The organism is Martelella sp. K41-7, from assembly GCF_055808365.1.
Map to the genome: position 1 here is coordinate 3271470 of NZ_CM147867.1, position 19523 is coordinate 3290992.

16 protein-coding genes and 1 riboswitch are annotated in these 19523 nt (G+C 61.3%); of the genes, 9 read left to right on the forward strand and 7 right to left on the reverse strand.

Translation table 11 applies throughout. The annotated features are described in order from the left end of the window. The first annotated feature begins 8 nt into the window (after window positions 1-8). Entirely contained in the window at window positions 9-3332 is a 3324-nt protein-coding gene (locus AC0L7L_RS15560; RefSeq protein ID WP_473509946.1) for an error-prone DNA polymerase, read from the forward strand. Window positions 3333-3441: 109 nt separating this feature from the next. Here the strand turns inward: AC0L7L_RS15560 and ribH are convergent, their stop codons facing one another. The 4 genes from ribH to uxuA all read right to left on the reverse strand — a co-directional run bounded on the left by ribH (window position 3442) and on the right by uxuA (window position 7985). After that, entirely contained in the window at window positions 3442-3873 is a 432-nt protein-coding gene (gene ribH / locus AC0L7L_RS15565) for a 6,7-dimethyl-8-ribityllumazine synthase (RefSeq protein ID WP_272212934.1), read from the reverse strand. Between the two features lie 61 nt (window positions 3874-3934). After that, complete coding sequence (ribB, locus tag AC0L7L_RS15570; protein WP_272212935.1) at window positions 3935-5146, reverse strand: 3,4-dihydroxy-2-butanone-4-phosphate synthase; 1212 nt, start codon at window positions 5144-5146, stop codon at window positions 3935-3937. Further along, a complete protein-coding gene (ribD, locus tag AC0L7L_RS15575; RefSeq protein ID WP_473509949.1) occupies window positions 5143-6174 on the reverse strand; it encodes a bifunctional diaminohydroxyphosphoribosylaminopyrimidine deaminase/5-amino-6-(5-phosphoribosylamino)uracil reductase RibD in 1032 nt (343 codons plus the stop codon). The genes ribB and ribD overlap by 4 nt, the downstream gene beginning before the upstream one ends. A gap of 103 nt (window positions 6175-6277) precedes the next feature. Continuing rightward, window positions 6278-6441: riboswitch (FMN riboswitch) on the reverse strand. Window positions 6442-6788: 347 nt separating this feature from the next. Beyond that, window positions 6789-7985, reverse strand: a complete 1197-nt coding sequence (uxuA, locus tag AC0L7L_RS15580) for a mannonate dehydratase (protein ID WP_473509951.1) — start codon at window positions 7983-7985, stop codon at window positions 6789-6791. A gap of 143 nt (window positions 7986-8128) precedes the next feature. On the opposite strand from uxuA, the gene AC0L7L_RS15585 reads away from it, so the two are divergent. The 4 genes from AC0L7L_RS15585 (at window position 8129) to AC0L7L_RS15600 (ending at window position 11880) form a co-directional block, all read left to right on the forward strand. Beyond that, complete coding sequence (locus AC0L7L_RS15585) at window positions 8129-8845, forward strand: GntR family transcriptional regulator (protein ID WP_272212938.1); 717 nt, start codon at window positions 8129-8131, stop codon at window positions 8843-8845. A gap of 13 nt (window positions 8846-8858) precedes the next feature. After that, entirely contained in the window at window positions 8859-9842 is a 984-nt protein-coding gene (locus tag AC0L7L_RS15590) for a C4-dicarboxylate TRAP transporter substrate-binding protein (protein ID WP_272212939.1), read from the forward strand. 222 nt (window positions 9843-10064) lie between these two features. Continuing rightward, complete coding sequence (locus AC0L7L_RS15595; RefSeq protein ID WP_473509954.1) at window positions 10065-10592, forward strand: TRAP transporter small permease; 528 nt, start codon at window positions 10065-10067, stop codon at window positions 10590-10592. A 4-nt stretch (window positions 10593-10596) separates the two neighbouring features. Continuing rightward, the gene (locus AC0L7L_RS15600; protein WP_473509956.1) at window positions 10597-11880 is read left to right on the forward strand and encodes a TRAP transporter large permease; all 1284 of its coding nucleotides are present in this window, start codon (window positions 10597-10599) and stop codon (window positions 11878-11880) included. A 66-nt stretch (window positions 11881-11946) separates the two neighbouring features. Here the strand turns inward: AC0L7L_RS15600 and AC0L7L_RS15605 are convergent, their stop codons facing one another. Genes AC0L7L_RS15605 through AC0L7L_RS15615 form a run of 3 tightly spaced genes read right to left on the reverse strand, consistent with a single transcriptional unit; the run spans window position 11947 to window position 13353 of the window. Then, complete coding sequence (locus AC0L7L_RS15605) at window positions 11947-12582, reverse strand: phosphoribosyltransferase family protein (protein WP_272212942.1); 636 nt, start codon at window positions 12580-12582, stop codon at window positions 11947-11949. Window positions 12583-12624: 42 nt separating this feature from the next. Then, window positions 12625-13083: a thermonuclease family protein gene (locus AC0L7L_RS15610; protein WP_473509960.1), complete on the reverse strand. Its 459-nt coding sequence runs from the start codon at window positions 13081-13083 to the stop codon at window positions 12625-12627. A 54-nt stretch (window positions 13084-13137) separates the two neighbouring features. Beyond that, window positions 13138-13353, reverse strand: a complete 216-nt coding sequence (locus AC0L7L_RS15615; RefSeq protein WP_473513957.1) for a DUF1674 domain-containing protein — start codon at window positions 13351-13353, stop codon at window positions 13138-13140. Window positions 13354-13581: 228 nt separating this feature from the next. On the opposite strand from AC0L7L_RS15615, the gene htpX reads away from it, so the two are divergent. From htpX to purH, 4 genes are all read left to right on the forward strand, one after another. Further along, the gene (htpX, locus tag AC0L7L_RS15620) at window positions 13582-14535 is read left to right on the forward strand and encodes a zinc metalloprotease HtpX (RefSeq protein ID WP_272212945.1); all 954 of its coding nucleotides are present in this window, start codon (window positions 13582-13584) and stop codon (window positions 14533-14535) included. Continuing rightward, the gene (locus AC0L7L_RS15625; protein ID WP_473513959.1) at window positions 14526-15905 is read left to right on the forward strand and encodes an RsmB/NOP family class I SAM-dependent RNA methyltransferase; all 1380 of its coding nucleotides are present in this window, start codon (window positions 14526-14528) and stop codon (window positions 15903-15905) included. The genes htpX and AC0L7L_RS15625 overlap by 10 nt, the downstream gene beginning before the upstream one ends. Window positions 15906-16177: 272 nt before the next feature. Further along, the gene (locus AC0L7L_RS15630; protein WP_473509963.1) at window positions 16178-17770 is read left to right on the forward strand and encodes a heparinase II/III family protein; all 1593 of its coding nucleotides are present in this window, start codon (window positions 16178-16180) and stop codon (window positions 17768-17770) included. 126 nt (window positions 17771-17896) lie between these two features. Beyond that, a complete protein-coding gene (gene purH / locus AC0L7L_RS15635) occupies window positions 17897-19513 on the forward strand; it encodes a bifunctional phosphoribosylaminoimidazolecarboxamide formyltransferase/IMP cyclohydrolase (protein ID WP_272212948.1) in 1617 nt (538 codons plus the stop codon). The last annotated feature ends 10 nt before the right edge of the window (window positions 19514-19523 follow it).

Genomic DNA, 19523 nt, shown 5'->3' on the forward strand with positions numbered 1-19523 from the left:
GTCTTGCGATGGATTATGCCGAATTGTGCGTCACCACCAATTTCACCTTCCTCACCGGTGCCTCGCACCCGGAGGAGATGGTCATCCGCGCCGCCGAGCTGGATCTCGCCGCCATCGCGATTACCGACCGCAATTCGCTGGCCGGCGTGGTACGCGCCTTCCGGGCGCTGAAGGAAATCAGGCGCAAGCTGGAGAAGCAGGCCGAGGAGCAATCAATCAGACTTTCGACCGATATCGACCCCTCGTCGCGCCAGCCGGCAGGTGACGCCAGGACCATTGCCCTGCCCCCGATCCGTCGCCTGCCGCGTCTGATCGTCGGCTGCCGGCTGGTGCTGGCCGACAGCCCCGTCGATTTCGTGGCGCTGCCGAAGGACAAGCCGGCCTATCAGAAACTCGTGCGGCTTTTAAGCCTCGGCAAGCTTCGCGCGCAAAAGGGCGAATGCCTGCTTTACCTTCGCGACCTGCTGGAATGGGCCGATGGTTCCATCCTCATCGCACTCCCCCAAGGGCTGGAGAACAAGGCGGAAGCGACAGACCATATCACCCAGGCGCTGCGCCGCTTTCCGGGCCACGTGTTCGCGGGCGCGGCCCCTCGTTATGACGGCTCCGATGCCGCCTGGTTTGCCGCCCTCACCGCTCTGTCGCATAAAACCAGCGCACCGATGGTCGCCGTCGGCGATGCGCTGATGCACCATGCGAGCCGTCGCCAGCTGGCCGATGTGCTGACATGCATGCGCCACCACATCACGATTGATGACATCGGCCACCTTGCGCTGGCGAATGCAGAGCGGCGACTGAAACCGGCGGATGAGATGGCGCATATCTTCCGCGACCACCCCGCCGCTATCCGCCGCACGCTGGAGATCGCCGCCCGCCTCACCTTCGAGCTGACCGAACTTTCCTTCAACTATCCGGCCGAAGTCGCCCATGGCGAGGCGCCGCAGGCCCGCCTTGCCCGCCTCACCTGGGAAGGGCTCAGGAACCGCAATCCGGAAGGCGTCCCGGCACGGAATCGGGAACTTGCCGAAAAGGAGCTGGCGTTGGTCGACGAGCTCGGCTTCGCCGCCTATTTCCTCACCGTCCATGACATCATCGCCTATGCCCGCAGCAAAGGCATCCTCTGTCAGGGCCGCGGCTCGGCGGCCAATTCCATCCTCTGCTATGCGCTCGGCATCACCGATGTCAGCCCCGACATGATCGGCATGGTGTTCGAGCGCTTCGTCTCCCGCCATCGCGGCGAACCGCCCGATATCGACGTCGATTTCGAGCATGAGCGGCGCGAGGAGGTGATCCAGCACATCTACGAGAAATATGGGCGCGAGCATGCGGGGCTTTGCGCCACCGTGATCCATTTTCGTTCGCGCGCGGCGATCCGCGAGGTCGGCAAGGTGATGGGGTTGTCGAACGATGTCACCGCCGCTCTTTCCGGCCAGATCTGGGGCATTTCCAGCAAGGGTGCCGAGCCCGAACGGCTGAAGGAGGTCGGCCTCGACCTTACCGACCGCAGGCTCACCCAGACGGTGCGCATCATCGGCGAAATCATCGGCTTTCCCCGGCATCTGTCGCAGCATGTCGGCGGCTTCGTCATTACCGAGGATCGGCTGGATGAACTCTGTCCGATCGAAAACGCGGCGATGGAAGACCGCACCGTGATTGAATGGGACAAGGACGATATCGACGCGCTGCAGATATTGAAGGTCGATGTCTTGAGCCTCGGCATGCTGACCTGCCTGCAGAAGAGCTTCGACCTGCTGACCAGTCACTACAACCGCCCGCTCACCATTGCCGCTGTGCCACAGGACGATGAGGCGACCTATGACATGCTCTGCGCCGCCGATGCCATCGGCGTGTTCCAGGTGGAAAGCCGGGCACAGATGAACTTTCTGCCGCGCATGCGACCGCGCGAATTCTACGACCTCGTCATCGAGGTGGCGATCGTGCGCCCCGGCCCGATTCAGGGCGGCATGGTACAGCCCTATATCCGAAGGCGGCTGGGGCACGAGAAGATCACCTACCCAAAGGAGGAATTGCGCGGGGTTCTCGAAAAGACCAAGGGTGTACCGCTGTTTCAGGAACAGGCGATGCTGATCGCCGTGGTCGCCGCCGGGTTTTCGGCCGAGGATGCCGACCGGCTGCGGCGTTCGCTGGCAAGCTTCCGGCAGATGGGCACGATCGGCGAATTCGAGGCGCAATTCGTCAATGGCATGCTCGACAACGGTTACGAGCCCGATTTCGCCAAACGCTGCTTTGCACAGATCAAGGGTTTTGCCGATTACGGCTTTCCCGAAAGCCATGCGGCGGCCTTCGCCATGCTCACCTATGTCTCGGCCTGGTTGAAATGCCATTATCCGGCGGCCTTTGCCTGCGCGCTTTTGAACTCCCAGCCGATGGGCTTTTATGCCCCGGCCCAGATCGTCCGCGACGCCCGCGAGCATCAGGTGGAGGTGCGGCCGATTTCGGTCAATCACAGCGCCTGGGACTGCACGCTGGAACGGCGCGCCGATGGCGCCTATGCGCTCAGGCTCGGCTTCCGCCAGATCAAGGGGCTGAAGAAGGAAGACGCCGAATGGCTGGAGAACGCGCGCGGCAATGGCTATCAAACGCCGGAAGACGTGTGGCTCAGGGCCGGGCTAATGCCGGCGGTGCTGGAACGCCTCGCCGAGGCCGATGCCTTTGCCGATGCTGGTCTGTCCCGCCGCGATGCCCTGTGGCGGGTGAAAGCCATCCGTGCGCCGAAACCGTTGCCGCTCTTCAACGATCCGATCGACGGCGAACATATCAGCGAACCAGAGGTGATGCTGCCCGCCATGAACCTCGGCGAGCAGGTGGTGGAGGATTATGTCGCCACCCGTATGAGCCTCAGAGCCCATCCGATGGAGCTGTTACGCCCGAAAATGCCCGGCCTGACGCTGCATTCGGCCCTTGCGACGACCCAGCAAAGGCGCGTCAGCGTCTCGGGCCTCGTCATCACCCGCCAGCGTCCCGGCACGGCGTCGGGCGTGATCTTCCTGACGCTGGAGGACGAGACCGGCGTTTCCAACGTGGTCGTGTGGAAGAAGGTCTATGAGCGCTTCCGCCGCACGGTGATGGGCGGGCGTCTGCTGAAGGTCACCGGCAAATTACAGCGCGAAGGCGTCGTCGTTCATGTGATTGCCGAGACCATCGAGGATTGCTCCTGGCGGCTTTCCGAACTCGGCCACCCGATGGACGACGCCATCGGCATCACCGATCCAAAGGCCGACGATACGCCCCGACGCCCGAAACTCCAGCCAAGGGCGCATCATCCGCGCGAACAGGCCAAGCGGCTGTTCCCGAGTCGGGATTTTCATTGAAAGATGAAAGCGCACCCGAGCGCCAGATAAACCGCAACACCAGAACCGATACGGTGATGTATCAGCCTTCAGTGTCGCAGCCTCCGCAATGCCTCGCGCATCAACCCTCTCAAACCTTGGCCAGCGCCTCCAGTGCCTCGACACAGGCGGCAGCGGCTTCACGGCCCTTGTTGTGCTCGTCGTCTGCGGAGCGTTCGAAGGCCTGGATCGCGGTGTAGGTTGTCAGAATGCCAAAGGAGGCTGGAACGCCGGTTTCAAGCGAAACCTGCATCAAACCATGGGCGGCGGTCTCGGAGATATATTCGAAATGAGCGGTATCGCCCTTGATCACGGCGCCGATGCAGACGATGCCATCATATTTGCCGCTCAATGCGAGCTTCTTTGCAACAAGCGGTGTCTCGAATGCACCCGGGACGTCGAAAATATCCGCATCCGAAACCGGTGCGCCGCGCTCTGAAAGCTCGGCCCGAGCGCCTTTCAGAAGGCCACTCGTGACCTTTTCGTTGAAGCGGGAGATAACGATTGCGATACGGTGGGACACAGGGAATTTCCTTTCAGGATCAAGATTAAAACAGCAGGACCGGATGCCGGCGACCCAGCGCTTAAGGCAGGGTGTGGCCGAATTTTTCGCGTTTTGTCATCAGGTAGGGTTCGTTGAACGGATTTGTCGCCGCAATCAGCGGCACCCGCTTCTCAATGGAGAGACCAGCACGCTCGAGCGCTTCGGGCTTGTCCGGGTTGTTCGAGAGCAGCCGCAGCCGCGAGATGCCGAGGCTTTTCAGAATATGGGCGGCGGCATGATAATCGCGCGCATCCGCTGGCAGATCGAGAGCCAGATTGGCGGCATGGGTGTCGAGGCCCTTTTCCTGGAGCCCATAGGCACGGATCTTGTTGGCAAGGCCGATGCCGCGTCCCTCCTGCCCCTTGAGATAGACGATCACACCGCCGCTCTCGCCGATCAGCGCCATCGCCTGCTGCAACTGCGCGCCGCAATCGCATCTGAGCGAACCGAAGACATCGCCGGTCAGGCATTCGGAGTGGACGCGCACCAGCGGTGCATCACCGAGCGGCCCCTTCACCAGCGCCAGATGTTCGGTTCCGTCGATAAGGCTTCTGAAGGCGTGGGCCTGAAAACCCGCAACCGCGGTCGGCAGCGCTGCGCTTGCGACTTCCTCGACGAGGATTTCGGTGCGCATCCGATATTCAGCAAGGTCGCGGATCGTCAGGAGCGGCATATCGTGGGTCGCCGCGAAAACTTCCAGATCGGGTCGCCGCGCCATCTCGCCATCGTCGCGCATCACCTCACAAATGACGGCCGCCGGGTTGAGGCCGGCAAGACGCGCCAAATCGACGGCACCTTCGGTATGGCCATCGCGCGCCAGAACCCCGCCTTCCGCCGCGCGCAGCGGAAACATGTGGCCGGGCGAGACGATATCGGACGGCACTGCATCGGGATTGGCGGCGGCAGCAATGGTGTGCGCACGTTCCGCAGCCGAAATGCCGGTGGTAATGCCCTTCGCCGCCTCGATGGAGACAGTAAACGCCGTTGAATGGCGGGCTCGGTTGTTCGGCACCATCGGCGGCAGGCCAAGCCGGTCAACCTGTTCGCCCGTTAGCGTCAGGCAGATCAGCCCGCGGGCATGTTTCGCCATGAAATTGACGGCTTGGGGCGTCGCAAAATCGGCGGCAACGACGACGTCGCCTTCGTTTTCACGGGTCTCGTCATCGACCAGCAGCACCATGCCGCCGGCTTTCAGGGTCTCAAGGGCCTTTTCAACCGAAGAGGCCGTCAGGTTGCGTTCCATTCTTGTCATGTCTGTTCTCCGAGCGGAAAGGCCGCCTCGTCCAGTGCGTCAAATTCAGGGTCGCGATGAAAGAACCGAACCCGGTCGGGATCGCCCTTTTCAATCAACACATGTTCGTCCCAGAGCCCGCTTTCGAGCACGGTGGTGGTCAATGTCGGGCCGGCTTCGATCAGAGCTTCCATGACGCCCTGCTTTCCCAGCTCGCGCAGCACATCCAGAAGGCTATCGGATTTCAGAACCGAAAATCCGCGCGTCTCGGCGTCCGCGACATAACCCGCCGACACCCGGTTGCGCCGGTCGAGAATCGCAAGCACACGCTGCTTGCCCGCAAAATCGGGCACTCGCCTGACGGTGAATTGCGGATTGTCGGCGAGGATCGTGCCGGAACCGGTAAGAATCGCATCAGCACGACGGCGCAGGCGGTGGGCCAGCGTCAATGAGGAAGAAGAGGTAAATGTGGTGGCGCCCGCAGGCGGCACCATGCCGCCATTCTCATCGATCGCCTGCTTGACGGTGACCCACGGAAGGCCGGTGACGCTCCGCCTGGCAAAGGGCGCGATCAGCCGGGCTGCCTGCTGCGCCAACTGTCGCGCGCGGCGATCCGCAAGTTCAGAAGCAAAGATTACGGAGAGCCCGGCGGCAGCCAGACGCCCGGCCCCGCCGCCTGCCACATTCGGGTTCGGATCGGGCGCACCGATAATCACCCGACGAGCCGGTGTTGCGAGAATGGCATCGGCGCAAGGCGGCGTGCGGCCGTGGTGATTGCAGGGTTCAAGCGTGACGACAACAGTATCGATATGGCTGACAAGCCCGGCCGCGCGTGCTTTGAAAATCGCCTCGGCTTCCGCATGCGGTGCGCCGGCCTTGCGATGAAACCCTTCGGCAATCACCATGCCGTCAGCATCGAGAAGCACACAGCCCACCGGCGGGTTGGGTGCGGTTGCGCCTGCAAACCGCACGGTACCGGCGAGCGCCCGCGATAGCGCGGCCGTCATGATGGCGGAATTCAGACTGTCTGCGGCGGGTTGGATGCCCATGCGCTGGCCTCATCATTCGAAAAAGACGCCATGCAGGGCAAAAAAGCGGAATGAAATACGGCACCGCACCCGAAAAACGGGATACAGTCCACGCGTCATCGCACGCTGTTCTCTTCCATCCGGACTCTAACCGTCGGCTCCGGAGTTACACCGGATCTGCTGACCCTTGGCCGCCAGGGAGTTCCCTTCGATCAAGGCGCTCGCGGGCTGATGCTCCAAAGAGCAATTACCGCCGGTGGGGAATTTCACCCCGCCCTGAGAACGTCGCCGACCGGACCTCCGACCGACACCATCAAACTTAGGCGCGGGGTTTCGAAATGACAAGCGGCAATTTGTGAACAGCCTGTCAGCGTATAAGCGACCAGGCAACGAGCCGGTTTCCGGCAAACAGAAGGTCAACACCGCCATCGAGCATGCGCCTGGCACCAAACGTCATTCCGTTCATCTCCGAAAAGCGCGCGCGACGGATCAGCCTGACTGAAGAACGGCTGAATCTTATTTTGCGTGCCGTGCCGGTCTGGCGCATGACCAGCTCAACGCGGTGGTCGACGATGACCCGCCCCGGCTGCGCGAAAACCTGCTGGCGCTGACCTTCGCGCAGCCGGAGGAGGAAATCAACGGCTGAGGGCAGCCACGATACCACGCAATTCGGCAAGCCCCTTGAGGCGGCCGATGGCCGGATAGCCCGGCTGTGCCTTACGGTTCTGGTCATCGAGGATATCAAGGCCGTGATCGGGGCGGAACGGAATGCTCCAGTCGGCCCGGCCGGCATCGCGCCGGCGCTTTTCCTCTGAGAGAGCAGCAGCAACGAGCGCCACCATGTCGGTATCGCCACCGAGATGTTCAGACTCGTAGAACGATCCCTTGATGTCAGCCGTCTCGCGGTGAACATTGCGCAAATGCAGAAAATGCACACGATCACCAAGGCGCTCCATCATGCCGGGAAGGTCGTTGTCCGGGCGCGCACCGAGCGAGCCGGAGCACAGTGTGATGCCGTTTGCGGGCGTATCAACCGCGTCCATCATCACCTTGTAGTCGGCCTCGGTCGACATCACACGCGGCAGCCCGAGCAGACCGAAGGGCGGATCATCCGGGTGGCAGCAGAGCCTGAGGCCAAGCTTTTCGGCAACGGGTGCGACTTCCTCGAGGAAGGCGGTGAAATTGGTGCGCAACCCCTCCGCCGGGAGGGCTGCATATTCGGCCAGATGCAGGCGGACGTCTTCAAGGGTAAAGCTCTCGGCTGCGCCCGGCAGCCCGAAAACGATGTTCCTGGCAAGCAATTGCTGGCGCTCATCATCCATTTCGGCGAAACGGCGTGCAGCTTCCTCACGGAGAGCCTCCGGGAAATCCTCAGCTGCACCCTTGCGTTCCAGAACATGGATATCGAAGGCGGCAAAATCGGCATAATCGAAGCGCATGCAGGTCGCGCCCGTCGGCAAGCGCCACGCAAGATCGGTTCGGGTCCAGTCCAGCACCGGCATGAAATTATAGCAGATCGTTTCGATCCCCGCAGCAGCGAGATTTTCCAGGCTGAGCTTGTAGTTCTCGATATGGCTACGCCAGCCACCCTTTTGCTTCTTGATATCCTCGGATACGGGCAGGCTTTCGACCACGTCCCATTTGAGGCCGGAAGGGCCGCCGTCGGTCATGACGGCGAGTTGCTGCTGCCGCTTCGCGATTTCCTCCGGTGTCCAGACCTCGCCTGTGGGCACATGGTGAAGCGCGGTCACAACACCCTCCACGCCTGCCTGCAGCATGTCATCAATCGACACACGATCCAAAGGCCCGAACCAGCGCCAAGTCTGCCTCATTTTTTTCTCCCTGAGCGAATTCGTTATTCCAGGCGAGCCTCGATGAAAGGCAAGCCCAACCTGGCAAAATCACTATCACCAAATTCTATTGTTGACTAGTATGGAAGTATGGTGCACGATAAAAAACATCGGGAGGTAAAACCATGTTGCCAGAGACAATCACCGTCAGCATTGCACCGGGCGCTCCGGTCGGCGCGCAGCTGCACGGTATTCTGCGCGACCTGATCCTCCACAATGAATTGCCGCCGGGCTCGCGGCTTTCCGAATCGGAACTGGCTGCGCGCTTTGCCGTCAGTCGGCAGCCCGTGCGTGAAGCTTTCATCAAGCTCTCCGAAGAGGGGCTGCTTGAGATCCGTCCGCAACGCGGCACATTCGTGCGCCGTATTTCGCAGGCGGCTGTGATGGATGCCCGCTTCGTCCGCGAGGCCATCGAGGCAGATATCGTCAAACTCCTTGCCGCCAGACCCGACCCCGGACTGGTGGAAGAACTGAGACTTCAGCTTCAGGAGCAGAGCGAAGCGGCGACAACGGATGCCAACCGCTTCATCGCGCTCGACGAACTGTTTCACAAGACGCTTGCCGATGCCGCCGGCAAGGCAAGGGCCTGGGCGCTGATCGAAGGCCTAAAGGTGCAGATGGACAGGGTTCGTTATCTGAGCCTGCTGCGCTTTCCGATGGTCAAGCTGACCGCCCAGCACAGAGCCATTGTCGACGCCATAGGCGCCGGCGATCAGCAGGCCGCCGAACTTGCCGTTCGCGGTCACCTGCGGGAGATCCTCAGTGACCTTCCCGCAATTTTTGAGGAAAAGCCTGAGTTTTTCGAAGACCCGGGGCAAAAGGCCCCAACCACCAACGTCTGAATGGGAGGACGATATGACACATTTCACCAAACTGGGCAGCATCGCACTGGCAGGTCTTGCGGCCAGCCTTCTCGCCGGCTCGGCACTTGCCGCCGATTATACGCTGAACGTCAATACAGCGCTTGCCACCAATGACCCGCTCTACAAGGGTCTCGAAGCCTTCCGCGACAATGTCGCCGAAGCCTCGGACGGTGCGCTCGCAGTTCGCCTGTTCCCGAACTCGCAGCTCGGTCCCGACGAGGACGTGCTCGAACAGGCCCGCGCCGGTGCGCCCGTTGCCGTTGTCGTTGACGGTGGCCGCCTCGCTGTATTCGTAAACGAATTCGGCGTGCTCGGCGCACCCTATCTCGCCAATGGCTATGATGGCATCCGCAAGGTTGTCACCTCGGACCTGTTCGACGAATGGGCCGAAAAGCTGCATGACGATGCCGGCCTCGATGTTTTGAGCTTCAACTGGTGGCAGGGCGAGCGTCACCTGCTGACCAAGAAACCGATTGGCGGCCCGGACGACCTTTCAGGCGTACGCATGCGCACCCCCGGCGCTCCGGTTTGGACGGGCACGATCGACGCAATGGGCGCGACGCCGACGCCGATGCCCTGGGGCGAAGTCTATTCGGCGATTTCCTCCAATGTGATCGATGGCGCTGAAGCCCAGCTTCCAGCCGTTGTCGGCGCCAAGCTTGACGAGGTCATCACCAACATCACGCTGACCGGCCATATCAACCTGATCACCGGCCTGATCACCTCTGCAGCCTGGGTCGATTCGCTGCCGGAAAATCTTCAGACGGTTCTGCATGAAGAAGCTCTGAAGGCTGGCGACATCGCCTCCTACGGTACGCAGGATGCTCTGGCGAGCCTTCAGCAGCAGCTGATCGACAATGGTGTTGCCGTCGAGGAAATCGACATCACGCCATTCAAGAAAGCCACGGCCGTTGTCTATGACAATCTGGGCTATGGCGACCTGCGTGATCAGCTGCAGGCCATCGCCGCACAGTAAAGGTCACGACCTTTACAGAACTGACGGGCCGCGCGCAAAGCCGCGGTCCGTCGTCCCCGACCCATTGGCCGGAACAGCGCGGATGCGCACCGCCCATCCACGTTTTAAAGCACCGGCGTACCCGCGAAACGGAAATCCACCGCGGAAAAACAATCGCTCAAGAGCATTTCAAAGCGGACTGAAAGCGGAGATGCTCCCCAACCCATACCTGGAGGGGCCACCATGCCCGGTTTCCTCGCAAAGATCGAATTCGTCGTCGGAGCCGCCCTGCTTGCCGTGATCACGGTACTGGTGTTCATCGCCGCGACGATGCGCTTTTTCGGCTATCCGCTGATCTGGTCGGTCGATCTGGCGCAATTGCTGTTTATCTGGCTCTGCTTCATCGGCGCAACACGTGCCATGCGCGAGCGCGGCCATCTCGGGGTGGACTACCTCGTGCGCCCCTTCCCCTATCGCTACCGCCTCATTCTTGAGACGGCGCTTGCCGGCCTGTTCGTCGGCTTCCTGATGCTGCTGGCGGTTGAAGGCTATGACCTGACCATGCTGAACAAGGAACGCCAGTTCGGCGATTCCGGGCTCTCCTATGCCTGGGTCACGATTGCCGTTCCCGCAGGCTGCGTCATGCTTTCGATTTCGATCATCGGCAATCTGGTCGAGGCCTGGAGAAGCGCCAAGAGTGGCCGGCTGCTGGTCTACACCCGTGCCGCCACCGAAGAAGAACCGGTCATCCCAACCGGCGCTGCGGAGTAATATCATGGCCCTTATCGGTATCGTCTTTTTTGCGCTGATGCTTATCGGTGCACCCATCGCCTTTGCCATCGGCATTTCGGGCTTCACCTTCTTTCTCACCTCCGACATCATGCCGGTCTCGATCGGCGTGCAGAAAATCGCCACCGTCTCGCAGAGCTTTCCGCTGCTGGCGGTGCCTTTCTTCGTGCTTGCCGGCCACCTGATGAACGAGAGCGGCATCACCGACCGTCTGTTCACCTTCTCCAAGGTTGCCGTCGGCTGGATGGCCGGTGGTCTCGCCCAGGTCTCGATCATCCTGTCGACGCTGATGGGCGGGGTTTCTGGCTCGGCTGTAGCCGATGCCGCGATGGAAGCCCGCGTGCTTGGCCCGCAGATGATCTCGAACGGCTATTCCAAGGGCTATTCGTCCGCCGTGATCGCGATCTCCTCGCTGATTACCTCGACCATTCCGCCCTCGATCGGCCTGATCCTTTATGGCTATGTCGGGCAGGTCTCGATCGGCCGCCTGTTCATGGCGGGCATCGTCCCCGGCGTGTTGATGATGGTCTTCCTGATGACGGCCGCATGGCTCGTGGCCCGCCAGCGCGGCTATGTGATGAAGGAAATGCGGAAGCCGACGGCGCGCGAACTGGGCTCTTCCGCCTGGGGGGCAAAGTGGGCGCTGCTTTTTCCCGTGCTTCTGATCGGCTCGATCCGTGGCGGACTGTTCACACCGTCTGAAGTTGGCGCCTTTGCCGTCGTCTATGCCATCCTGGTTGGCTGCTTTGCCCATCGCGTGATGACGTTTGACGCCATCAAGCGTGCCTTCGGCCATGCGATCTCGGATATCGGACTGATCATGCTGATCATCCTGATGTCGGGCATGGTTGGCTTTGCCATCATCTTCCTGCAGGTTCCCCAGGATGTCGCCAGTTTCATGCTCGAGAGCCTGGCCAACCCGGTCGTGATCGTTGCCGTCATTCTGATCGGCCTGTTCATTGCCGGCCTGTTCTTCGAAAGCACCATTCTCGTGCTGCTGCTGACCCCGATCCTGGTTCCGGTGGTTGTCAAAGCCGGCGTCGACCCGGTCCATTTCGGCATCCTGATGATGACCATTGTCACCTTCGGCTCGATGACGCCGCCGGTCGGTGTTGCGATGTTCACGGTGTGCAGTCTGCTCGACACGCCGGTGGAGGAATATGTGAAGGAATCACTTCCCTTCATCGCCGCCGTGTTCGCGCTGATCTGCCTGCTGCTGTTCGTACCGGGTATCGTCCTGTTCCTCCCGAACCTCATGTATGGCGGATAGATTTTCCGTCCGTGAGGAAAGCCGCTGGCCGCACCGGAAACGGTGCGGCCTTTTTCGCTGGAGGCGCTACAGGGTCTCCGGCCGGGCAACCCATTTCCCGGTATCTGCCAGCTTGAACTGAGGGATATGGGCAAGCCCTTTGACGAGCGCGGCATCGTTTCCGAGCACAGCCTCCCATTCCCGCGCTTCCGTCAGGATCACCCCAAGACCGACCACATTGCCACCGGCCTTGCGCACCAGTTCCACTGACCCTTTGAGGCTCGAACCGGATGCCACAACGTCGTCGACGATCACCACGCGCTTGCCTTTGAGAAGCGGAACGGCACGATCGTCCAGCAACAGGCGCTGCTCGCCCTTGGAAGTGATCGAGGTGATTTTCTGCTCGAGCGCGGCCCCGAGATGCACCTTGGGCGATTTCTGCAAAATGACATAACGGTCGAGCGCAAGCGCGCGGGTCACCTCGATTGCTACCGGAATGCCGAGCGTCGCAGCCCCCACGACGATATCCGGCCTCAGCGGCGCCAGAACATCGGCGAGTTTGTTTCCGCAATGCTCTCCGAAACGGACCCCGAGGTCGATCACCATCATCAGCGAAATCGCCAGATCGGGCCTGATGGCAACCAGCGGAAGCGTGATCGGAAATCCATCCACCGAAACGGCATGCTGCTGGTCGGTAACGACGGGTTGGTATGGTTCGGACATGAAAACTCCCGGGAAGCCCATTGAAAAGCCGTTTCTGCGTCCTCAGGACGAGGGACAGACGAAAGGCTGCTTGCGTCCGCCATCATAGGAAACGGCGAGGCCCCCCTCAAGAAGCAGATAGCTGAGATCCCGCTCGTCCGGCAGCATCACATCGGCCACCACGCGGCCGAAATACTTATCGCCCGCAATCTGCCTGAGTTGGACCGTCTCGCCTGCGTGGAGCAGCGAAACGACATAATCTCTGGCAATTGACGCCGCCTGCCGCTCGGCATTGCAGGAAGAACGCAACTCCGGAGTATCGACCCCGCGTATCCTGACCGAGGTCTCGACAATCTGTCCGGGCCACGGCCGCGCCTGGACAACGATCGTATCGCCATCGATCACGCGCACGACCTCCGCGCGCACCGGCCCTGCATAGATATCCTCGGCACGGGCGACAGGCAAAAAAAGCAGGCAGGCAAAAAGCACCACCGTCAGGTGTTTCAGAGCAAAGCGATTCATATAAAGGAATTTATTCCTCAATAACGAAGATTTCAATAGGAATATACACCTATATCAGAAATCGATCGCGCGACCCTTGATTTCCCAGTCGCCGTATCGGGCAGGGTCCAGTCCACCGCGTCCCCCGAGTTCACTTGCGGGGCGTTCTGCAGCAGCAGCAGCGTTACGACGTTCCTCCGCTTCCGCCAGTGCGCGTTTTGCAGCCTCCGGCAGTCCGGCACGGCGTTCTTCCTCTGGATTGGCCGCGGGAAGTTCGGAGCCTGACGTCAGTGCAGCAAGCTCAGCCGCGGAAGGTGCGCCATCCGCCTGACTGTCATTTCGCGCATGGTCGGGGGTATTGTCTGCGTCGTTCATTTCGAAAACTTTCCATCATCCCTTCGGGCGTTGCAATATTGATATATGATTGGTCGTGCCCCACTTATAGTCCGATTTTGAAACCATCATATAGTCGGACTTTGCGTCCGGTATAAGGTCCATTTCGCTTCTGGAGACGTCAAGATGAATCTTGTTCGCACTGCCATGCTGATTGCCTTCATGACGGCGCTGTTCATGGCCATCGGCTTTATGATCGGCGGCCGGGCCGGGATGATGATCGCGCTTATGATCGCCGCAGGCATGAACGTGTTTTCCTACTGGAACTCCGACAAGATGGTGCTGCGCATGTATGGCGCGCAGGAAGTCGATGCCAGCACGTCGCCCGAATACTATAACCTCGTGCGCGAGCTTGCGCAGCGCGCCGGGTTGCCGATGCCCAAGGTCTATCTTTACGACAACCCCCAGCCAAATGCGTTTGCAACCGGCCGCAGCCCACAAAACGCGGCCGTTGCCGCCTCAACAGGCATATTGAAGATGCTGTCGCGCGAGGAACTGGCCGGCGTGATGGCCCATGAGCTTGCCCATGTGCAGCACCGCGACACGCTGACCATGACGATCACCGCGACGCTTGCGGGTGCGATCTCCATGCTCGGCAATTTCGCCTTTTTCTTCGGCGGCAACCGCAACAATTCGTTCGGTTTTATCGGCGTCCTCGTCGCCATGATCGTGGCGCCGATGGCTGCCGCAATGGTGCAGATGGCCGTCAGCCGCACCCGGGAATATTCCGCCGACAAGCGCGGCGGTGAGGTTTGCGGCAATCCGCTATGGCTGGCCTCAGCGCTCAAGAAGATCGCGCATGGCAACAAGGTCATCCATAACGAACGCGCCGAACGCAACCCGGCAACCGCGCACATGTTCATCATCAATCCGCTGTCGGGCGAAAAGATGGACAGCCTGTTTGCCACCCATCCGAATACGGAAAACCGTATCGCAGCCCTGAATCAACAGGCCGCTCAAATGGGCACGACCTCGACGGCAGCACCAAGGCCTGCTAAGGCGACCCGCAGATCGCGTTCGGTGCCCAATACCGGCCGCAGCAATGGCGGAGATCCGCCTGTCAAAGGTCCCTGGTCTTGAATGATGACATCAAACGAACGGGCGCGAAAAAGGCCCGTTCGCAAAATATCGTTTCCACGTCCGAGCAAAAGCCGGGCTATGCGCCCCGTGCAGCGGCCTCGAAAATTCTCGCGGCCGTTGTCGACCGCAAGACGCCGCTCGACGGCATGTTCGACATTGAGCACGGCAATGGCACCTACCGCAGCCTTTCCGTCGCAGACCAGTCGCTTTGCCGCGCACTGGTGCTGACATCGCTGCGCCACAAGCCGATGCTCGATGCCGCCATCACCCGCCTGCTTGAGCGGCCTCTGCCCTCCGGCGCGCGTGCGCTCGCTCATGTGCTGACAATTGCGGCGGCCCAGATCCTCTATCTCGACATTCCCGATCATTCCGCCGTCGATATCGCGGTGGAACAGGCCAATGCCGATCCGCGCAACAAACGGTTTGCCGGCCTCGTCAATGCCGTCCTCCGCCGGCTTTCCCGCCGGAAGGAAAAGACGCTTGCCGAACTGGCAACCGCCTCGCCGATCCCCGACTGGTTCCGCGAGCGGCTTGAAGAGATCTATGGCGCGGAAAAGGCCTTCGCCATCGGCCGCGCTCAGCTCACCCCGCCGAGCATCGATATCTCCGTCAAATCCGATCCGGAAGGCTGGGCCGAGCGGCTCGGCGGCACCGTGCTTTCAACCGGCACGATCCGCCTCGACAAGCCCTCCGGGGCGGTTACGGCAATGGCGGGTTTCGATGACGGCGAATGGTGGGTGCAGGATGCCGCTGCGGCGATCCCCGCCCGCCTTTTTGGCGACCTGACCGGAAAACGCGTGATCGATCTTTGCGCCGCTCCCGGCGGCAAGACCGCGCAGCTTGTTCTGCAGGGTGCGGACGTGACCGCACTGGAACGCTCGAAAACCAGGCTGAAACGCCTCAACCAGAACCTAGAACGGCTGAAGCTTTCGGCAGACACCACTTGCGCCGACATGATGGAATACCAGCCCGAGACACTTTTCGACGCCGCGCTGGTGGATGCACCCTGCTCGTCCACCGGCACCGTTCGCCGCCACCCGGACGTGCTGTGGACCAAGGATTTCGCCGATATCGAAAAGCTGGCCGGGGTTCAGTACGCCATGCTTGAGCGCGCGCTGACCATGGTGCGGCCCGGTGGTATCGTGATCTTCTCCAACTGTTCACTCGACCCGCTGGAGGGCGAAGCCAATGTCGCCCGGCTGCTTGCGGAACGCCACGATGTGGAACTGGCGGCATTTGCCCCGGAGACCATCGGCCCGCTCGGCCATCTCCTGGATCACTCCGGCGCGATCCGCACAACGCCCGCCGATATGCTTGACGGTGCCACCGGCCTCGACGGTTTCTATGCGGTTGCACTCAGAAAACGCTGACACCAATTTCACGCCAAGTTCTTGAATTAGGTTCCGTAATCGTGCATTCCCGCACTTAAGAAAGAACTAATGTCTTTACGCTTTAAGGAAGCCTTCAACTTCTTCGGCTAGGCCGACACGTTGGCAGGAACTCCTTCCGCGCGTGATAAAAACAAAAAAGACAGGGTGCACCTTTGGACTTTCCGGTTTCGGAAATCTGGCGTTACGCGTCCCTATACAGTCGGGAAATGCTTCGGCGCGCACATTGCATGCTGCTTTCGGCACGGCCGCCGATGCCGCAGTTTTTGTCCGGCCGTCGCGCCAGCCGTCTTCTTGTCGCCCCGACCGATCTCAGGATCGCAGATCCTCTGGAAGGCGAAGACCTGCTGGCGGGCCGTTTCGCGCTTGCCGGCGCGGTGCTCGAGACTGGCGGACGTCCAGCCTTTTCCTTCGACATGCCGAGCCTCGCCTTCGAGCGGCAGCTGGCGGCGTTTTCCTGGCTCAGGCATCTCAGAGTCCGGCACAGCGAGGATGCCCATATCTTTGCCCGCGCAACCGTGCTGAGCTTCCTGCGCCGCCACCGCGCCGTAAGAGGAACGGTTTGGCAGACCGATATCACGGTCTGGCGACTCAGCGCCTGGCTTTCTCACTCCACCGTCGTTCTCAAGGGCGCTGACACCGCCTTCTACCGCCGGTTTGTTGATCAAATTGCGCGTCACGAACGGGTCCTCAGACGGCGTTACGGCACCCTTCCACGTGACGAGATCCGCCTCCAGACCGCGATCGTGCTGGCAATGGCGACCATCAGTCTCGACCTTTCCGACCACCGTAAGCGCGAGGCCGCACGCCGGCTCGATGAAGAGCTTGAACGGCAGATCCTGCCTGACGGAGGCCATATCAGCCGCAGCGCCGACACGCTGGTAAGCCTTCTTCTGCGCATGTTGCCGCTGCGCCAGACCTATATCAATCTCGACCAGACACTGCCGAAACGCTTGGTGCCGAGCATCGACCGTGCCTATGCGGCGCTGAATTTCTTCCGTCACAACGATGGCGACCTTGCACTGTTCAATGGCGCAGGAATGGTGCCCGGTACCGCGCTATCCGCGCTGTTGCGCTACGATGAAACCGGTGGCTCGGTTTTCAGGGCGCTTCCGCACTCGGGCTTCGACCGGCTGCAGGCCGGCAAAACGACACTGATCGCCGATACCGGCCGGCCGCTTTCGGCCCACCTTTCCAAAACCGCCCATGCCGGGGCCGCCGCTTTCGAAATGTCTGCGGGAAAGAACCGGTTCATCGTCAATGTCGGTCTGCCGCTTCAGGCCAATGAGACGACCATCCGGCTGGCGCGCACGACCGCCGCGCACTCGGCCGTTACTATCGACGACCATTCAGCCATGCGATTTTCGCGCTCGGATTTTCTCGGCCCTGTCGCCTGCGGCGGCATGATCCGCATCGAAAGCGAACGCAATACCGACGAGAATGGCCACGACCGCCTTTTCATGCGCCATGACGGCTATCTCAGCCGCTTCGGGCTGATGCTTCAGCGAACGCTCACGCTTTCGCCGGACGGAGCCGAGATCACCGGCACAGACGGCTTCCGCCGCAAAATGGATGGCATGCCGACCCACAACGACCGCACGGTTGCCATTGCCCGTTTTCATCTGCATCCGGCGATCTGGACCATGCAGGAGGATGACGACACAATCTTCCTGACCGCGCCTGATAATGAAAGCTGGCTGTTCTGCGCACCCGGTTTTGCACCGGTGATTGAGGACGATCTGTTTTTTGCCGCAAGCGCGGGCCAAACCGCCTCACGCCAGATCGTAATTTCATGGACGATCGGCGAACACCCCGACATTCAATGGCGGATGAACCGTCTGAGCTGATGGTTTCACATTTGCCGAAGGCATGCTAGAGCGTGCCATCCGCAATCAACCTTGCAGAAAAATGTGTTTGCCGTTGCGCTTGCAGCCTTCATCCGCTGGAAACGCGCTTGACTGAAGGACCTCGTCATGGCCGTCGCCTCGAAGAAAATCCCCGCCCCCGATCTCGTCGAGATCAGAACCGCTCTTCTCTCCGTCTCTGACAAGAGCGGCATTGTCGAATTCGCCAGCGCCCTTGCCGCGCGCGGCGTGCGTCTGCTTTCGACCGGCGGCACCCACAAGGCGCTTGCCGAAGCCGGGCTTCTGGTCACCGACGTCTCGACCGTGACCGGTTTTCCGGAAATCATGGACGGGCGCGTAAAGACGCTGCATCCGAAGGTCCATGGCGGCCTGCTCGCCATCCGCGATGACGAAGAACATCAGGCGGCCATGCGGGAACACGGCATTGAAGGCATCGACCTTGCCGTCATCAACCTTTACCCCTTCGAAGCGGTGCGCGCAGCCGGCGGCGATTATCCGACCACCGTCGAAAACATCGATATCGGTGGACCGGCGATGATCCGCGCTGCGGCCAAGAACCATGCCTATGTCGCAGTCGCCACCGATCCGGAAGACTACGGCGCGATCACCGAGGCACTGGAGGCCGGCAACGGCACCCTGCCCTATGCGCTGCGCCAGCAACTTGCCGCCCGCGCCTATGCCCGCACGGCCGCTTATGATGCAGCGATCTCCGGTTGGTTTGCCGAAGCGCTCGCCATCGAAACGCCGCGCCACCGAACCCTTGGCGGCACGCTGCGCCAGGAGATGCGCTACGGCGAGAACCCGCACCAGTCCGCCGCCTTCTATGTCACCGGCGACAAGCGGCCGGGCGTTGCCAATGCGACCCAGCATCAGGGCAAGCAGCTCTCCTACAACAACATCAACGACACCGATGCCGCTTTCGAACTGGTCGCGGAGTTTTCGCCGGAAATCGCCCCGGCCTGCGCCATCATCAAACATGCCAACCCCTGTGGCGTGGCGCGTGCCGACACGCTGCTGGAGGCCTATCGCCGGGCGCTTGCCTGCGACAACCAATCGGCGTTCGGCGGCATTGTCGCACTGAACCAGACACTGAACGCCGCGACAGCCAGCGAGATCGTCAAGCTCTTCACCGAAGTGATCATCGCCCCCGATGCCGATGACGAGGCAAAGGCGATCATCGCCGCCAAAAAGAACCTGCGCCTGCTGACCACCGGCGCTCTGCCCGATCCGCGCGCCAGCGGTTTCAACCTCAAGACCGTTGCCGGCGGCTTCCTGGTGCAGGGCTGCGACAACGCCATGATCGACGAGATCGAGCTGACTGTGGTGACCGAGCGTGCGCCGAGCGAGCGCGAACTGGAAGACCTGAAGATGGCCTTCGCGATTGCCAAACATGTCAAGTCGAACGCCATCGTCTACGTCAAGGACGGCCAGACGGCGGGTATTGGTGCCGGCCAGATGAGCCGGATCGACAGCGCCCGTATCGCTGCCCTGAAGGCCGAGGACGCAGCCAAGGCCGCAGGATGGCCGGAGCCGATGACACGCGGTTCTGCTGTGGCCTCCGAAGCCTTCTTCCCGTTTGCCGACGGCCTGCTTTCAGCCGTTGCCGCAGGCGCCACGGCAGTAATCCAGCCGGGCGGCTCTATCCGGGACCAGGAAGTCATCGACGCAGCCAACGCCAATGGCGTCGCCATGGTGTTCACCGGCACCCGCACCTTCCGCCATTAGGCGATAAGGG

What these genes read in the sequence shown, in the direction of transcription:
- AC0L7L_RS15560 (WP_473509946.1), top strand. Translation starts at nt 9, where the DNA reads ATGGATTATGCCGAATTGTGCGTCACCACCAATTTCACCTTCCTCACC.
- ribB (WP_272212935.1), bottom strand. Translation starts at nt 5,146, where the DNA reads ATGACAAGAATGGAACGCAACCTGACGGCCTCTTCGGTTGAAAAGGCC.
- ribD (WP_473509949.1), bottom strand. Translation starts at nt 6,174, where the DNA reads ATGGGCATCCAACCCGCCGCAGACAGTCTGAATTCCGCCATCATGACG.
- uxuA (WP_473509951.1), bottom strand. Translation starts at nt 7,985, where the DNA reads ATGAGGCAGACTTGGCGCTGGTTCGGGCCTTTGGATCGTGTGTCGATT.
- AC0L7L_RS15585 (WP_272212938.1), top strand. Translation starts at nt 8,129, where the DNA reads ATGTTGCCAGAGACAATCACCGTCAGCATTGCACCGGGCGCTCCGGTC.
- AC0L7L_RS15590 (WP_272212939.1), top strand. Translation starts at nt 8,859, where the DNA reads ATGACACATTTCACCAAACTGGGCAGCATCGCACTGGCAGGTCTTGCG.
- AC0L7L_RS15595 (WP_473509954.1), top strand. Translation starts at nt 10,065, where the DNA reads ATGCCCGGTTTCCTCGCAAAGATCGAATTCGTCGTCGGAGCCGCCCTG.
- AC0L7L_RS15600 (WP_473509956.1), top strand. Translation starts at nt 10,597, where the DNA reads ATGGCCCTTATCGGTATCGTCTTTTTTGCGCTGATGCTTATCGGTGCA.
- AC0L7L_RS15605 (WP_272212942.1), bottom strand. Translation starts at nt 12,582, where the DNA reads ATGTCCGAACCATACCAACCCGTCGTTACCGACCAGCAGCATGCCGTT.
- AC0L7L_RS15610 (WP_473509960.1), bottom strand. Translation starts at nt 13,083, where the DNA reads ATGAATCGCTTTGCTCTGAAACACCTGACGGTGGTGCTTTTTGCCTGC.
- htpX (WP_272212945.1), top strand. Translation starts at nt 13,582, where the DNA reads ATGAATCTTGTTCGCACTGCCATGCTGATTGCCTTCATGACGGCGCTG.
- AC0L7L_RS15630 (WP_473509963.1), top strand. Translation starts at nt 16,178, where the DNA reads ATGCCGCAGTTTTTGTCCGGCCGTCGCGCCAGCCGTCTTCTTGTCGCC.
- purH (WP_272212948.1), top strand. Translation starts at nt 17,897, where the DNA reads ATGGCCGTCGCCTCGAAGAAAATCCCCGCCCCCGATCTCGTCGAGATC.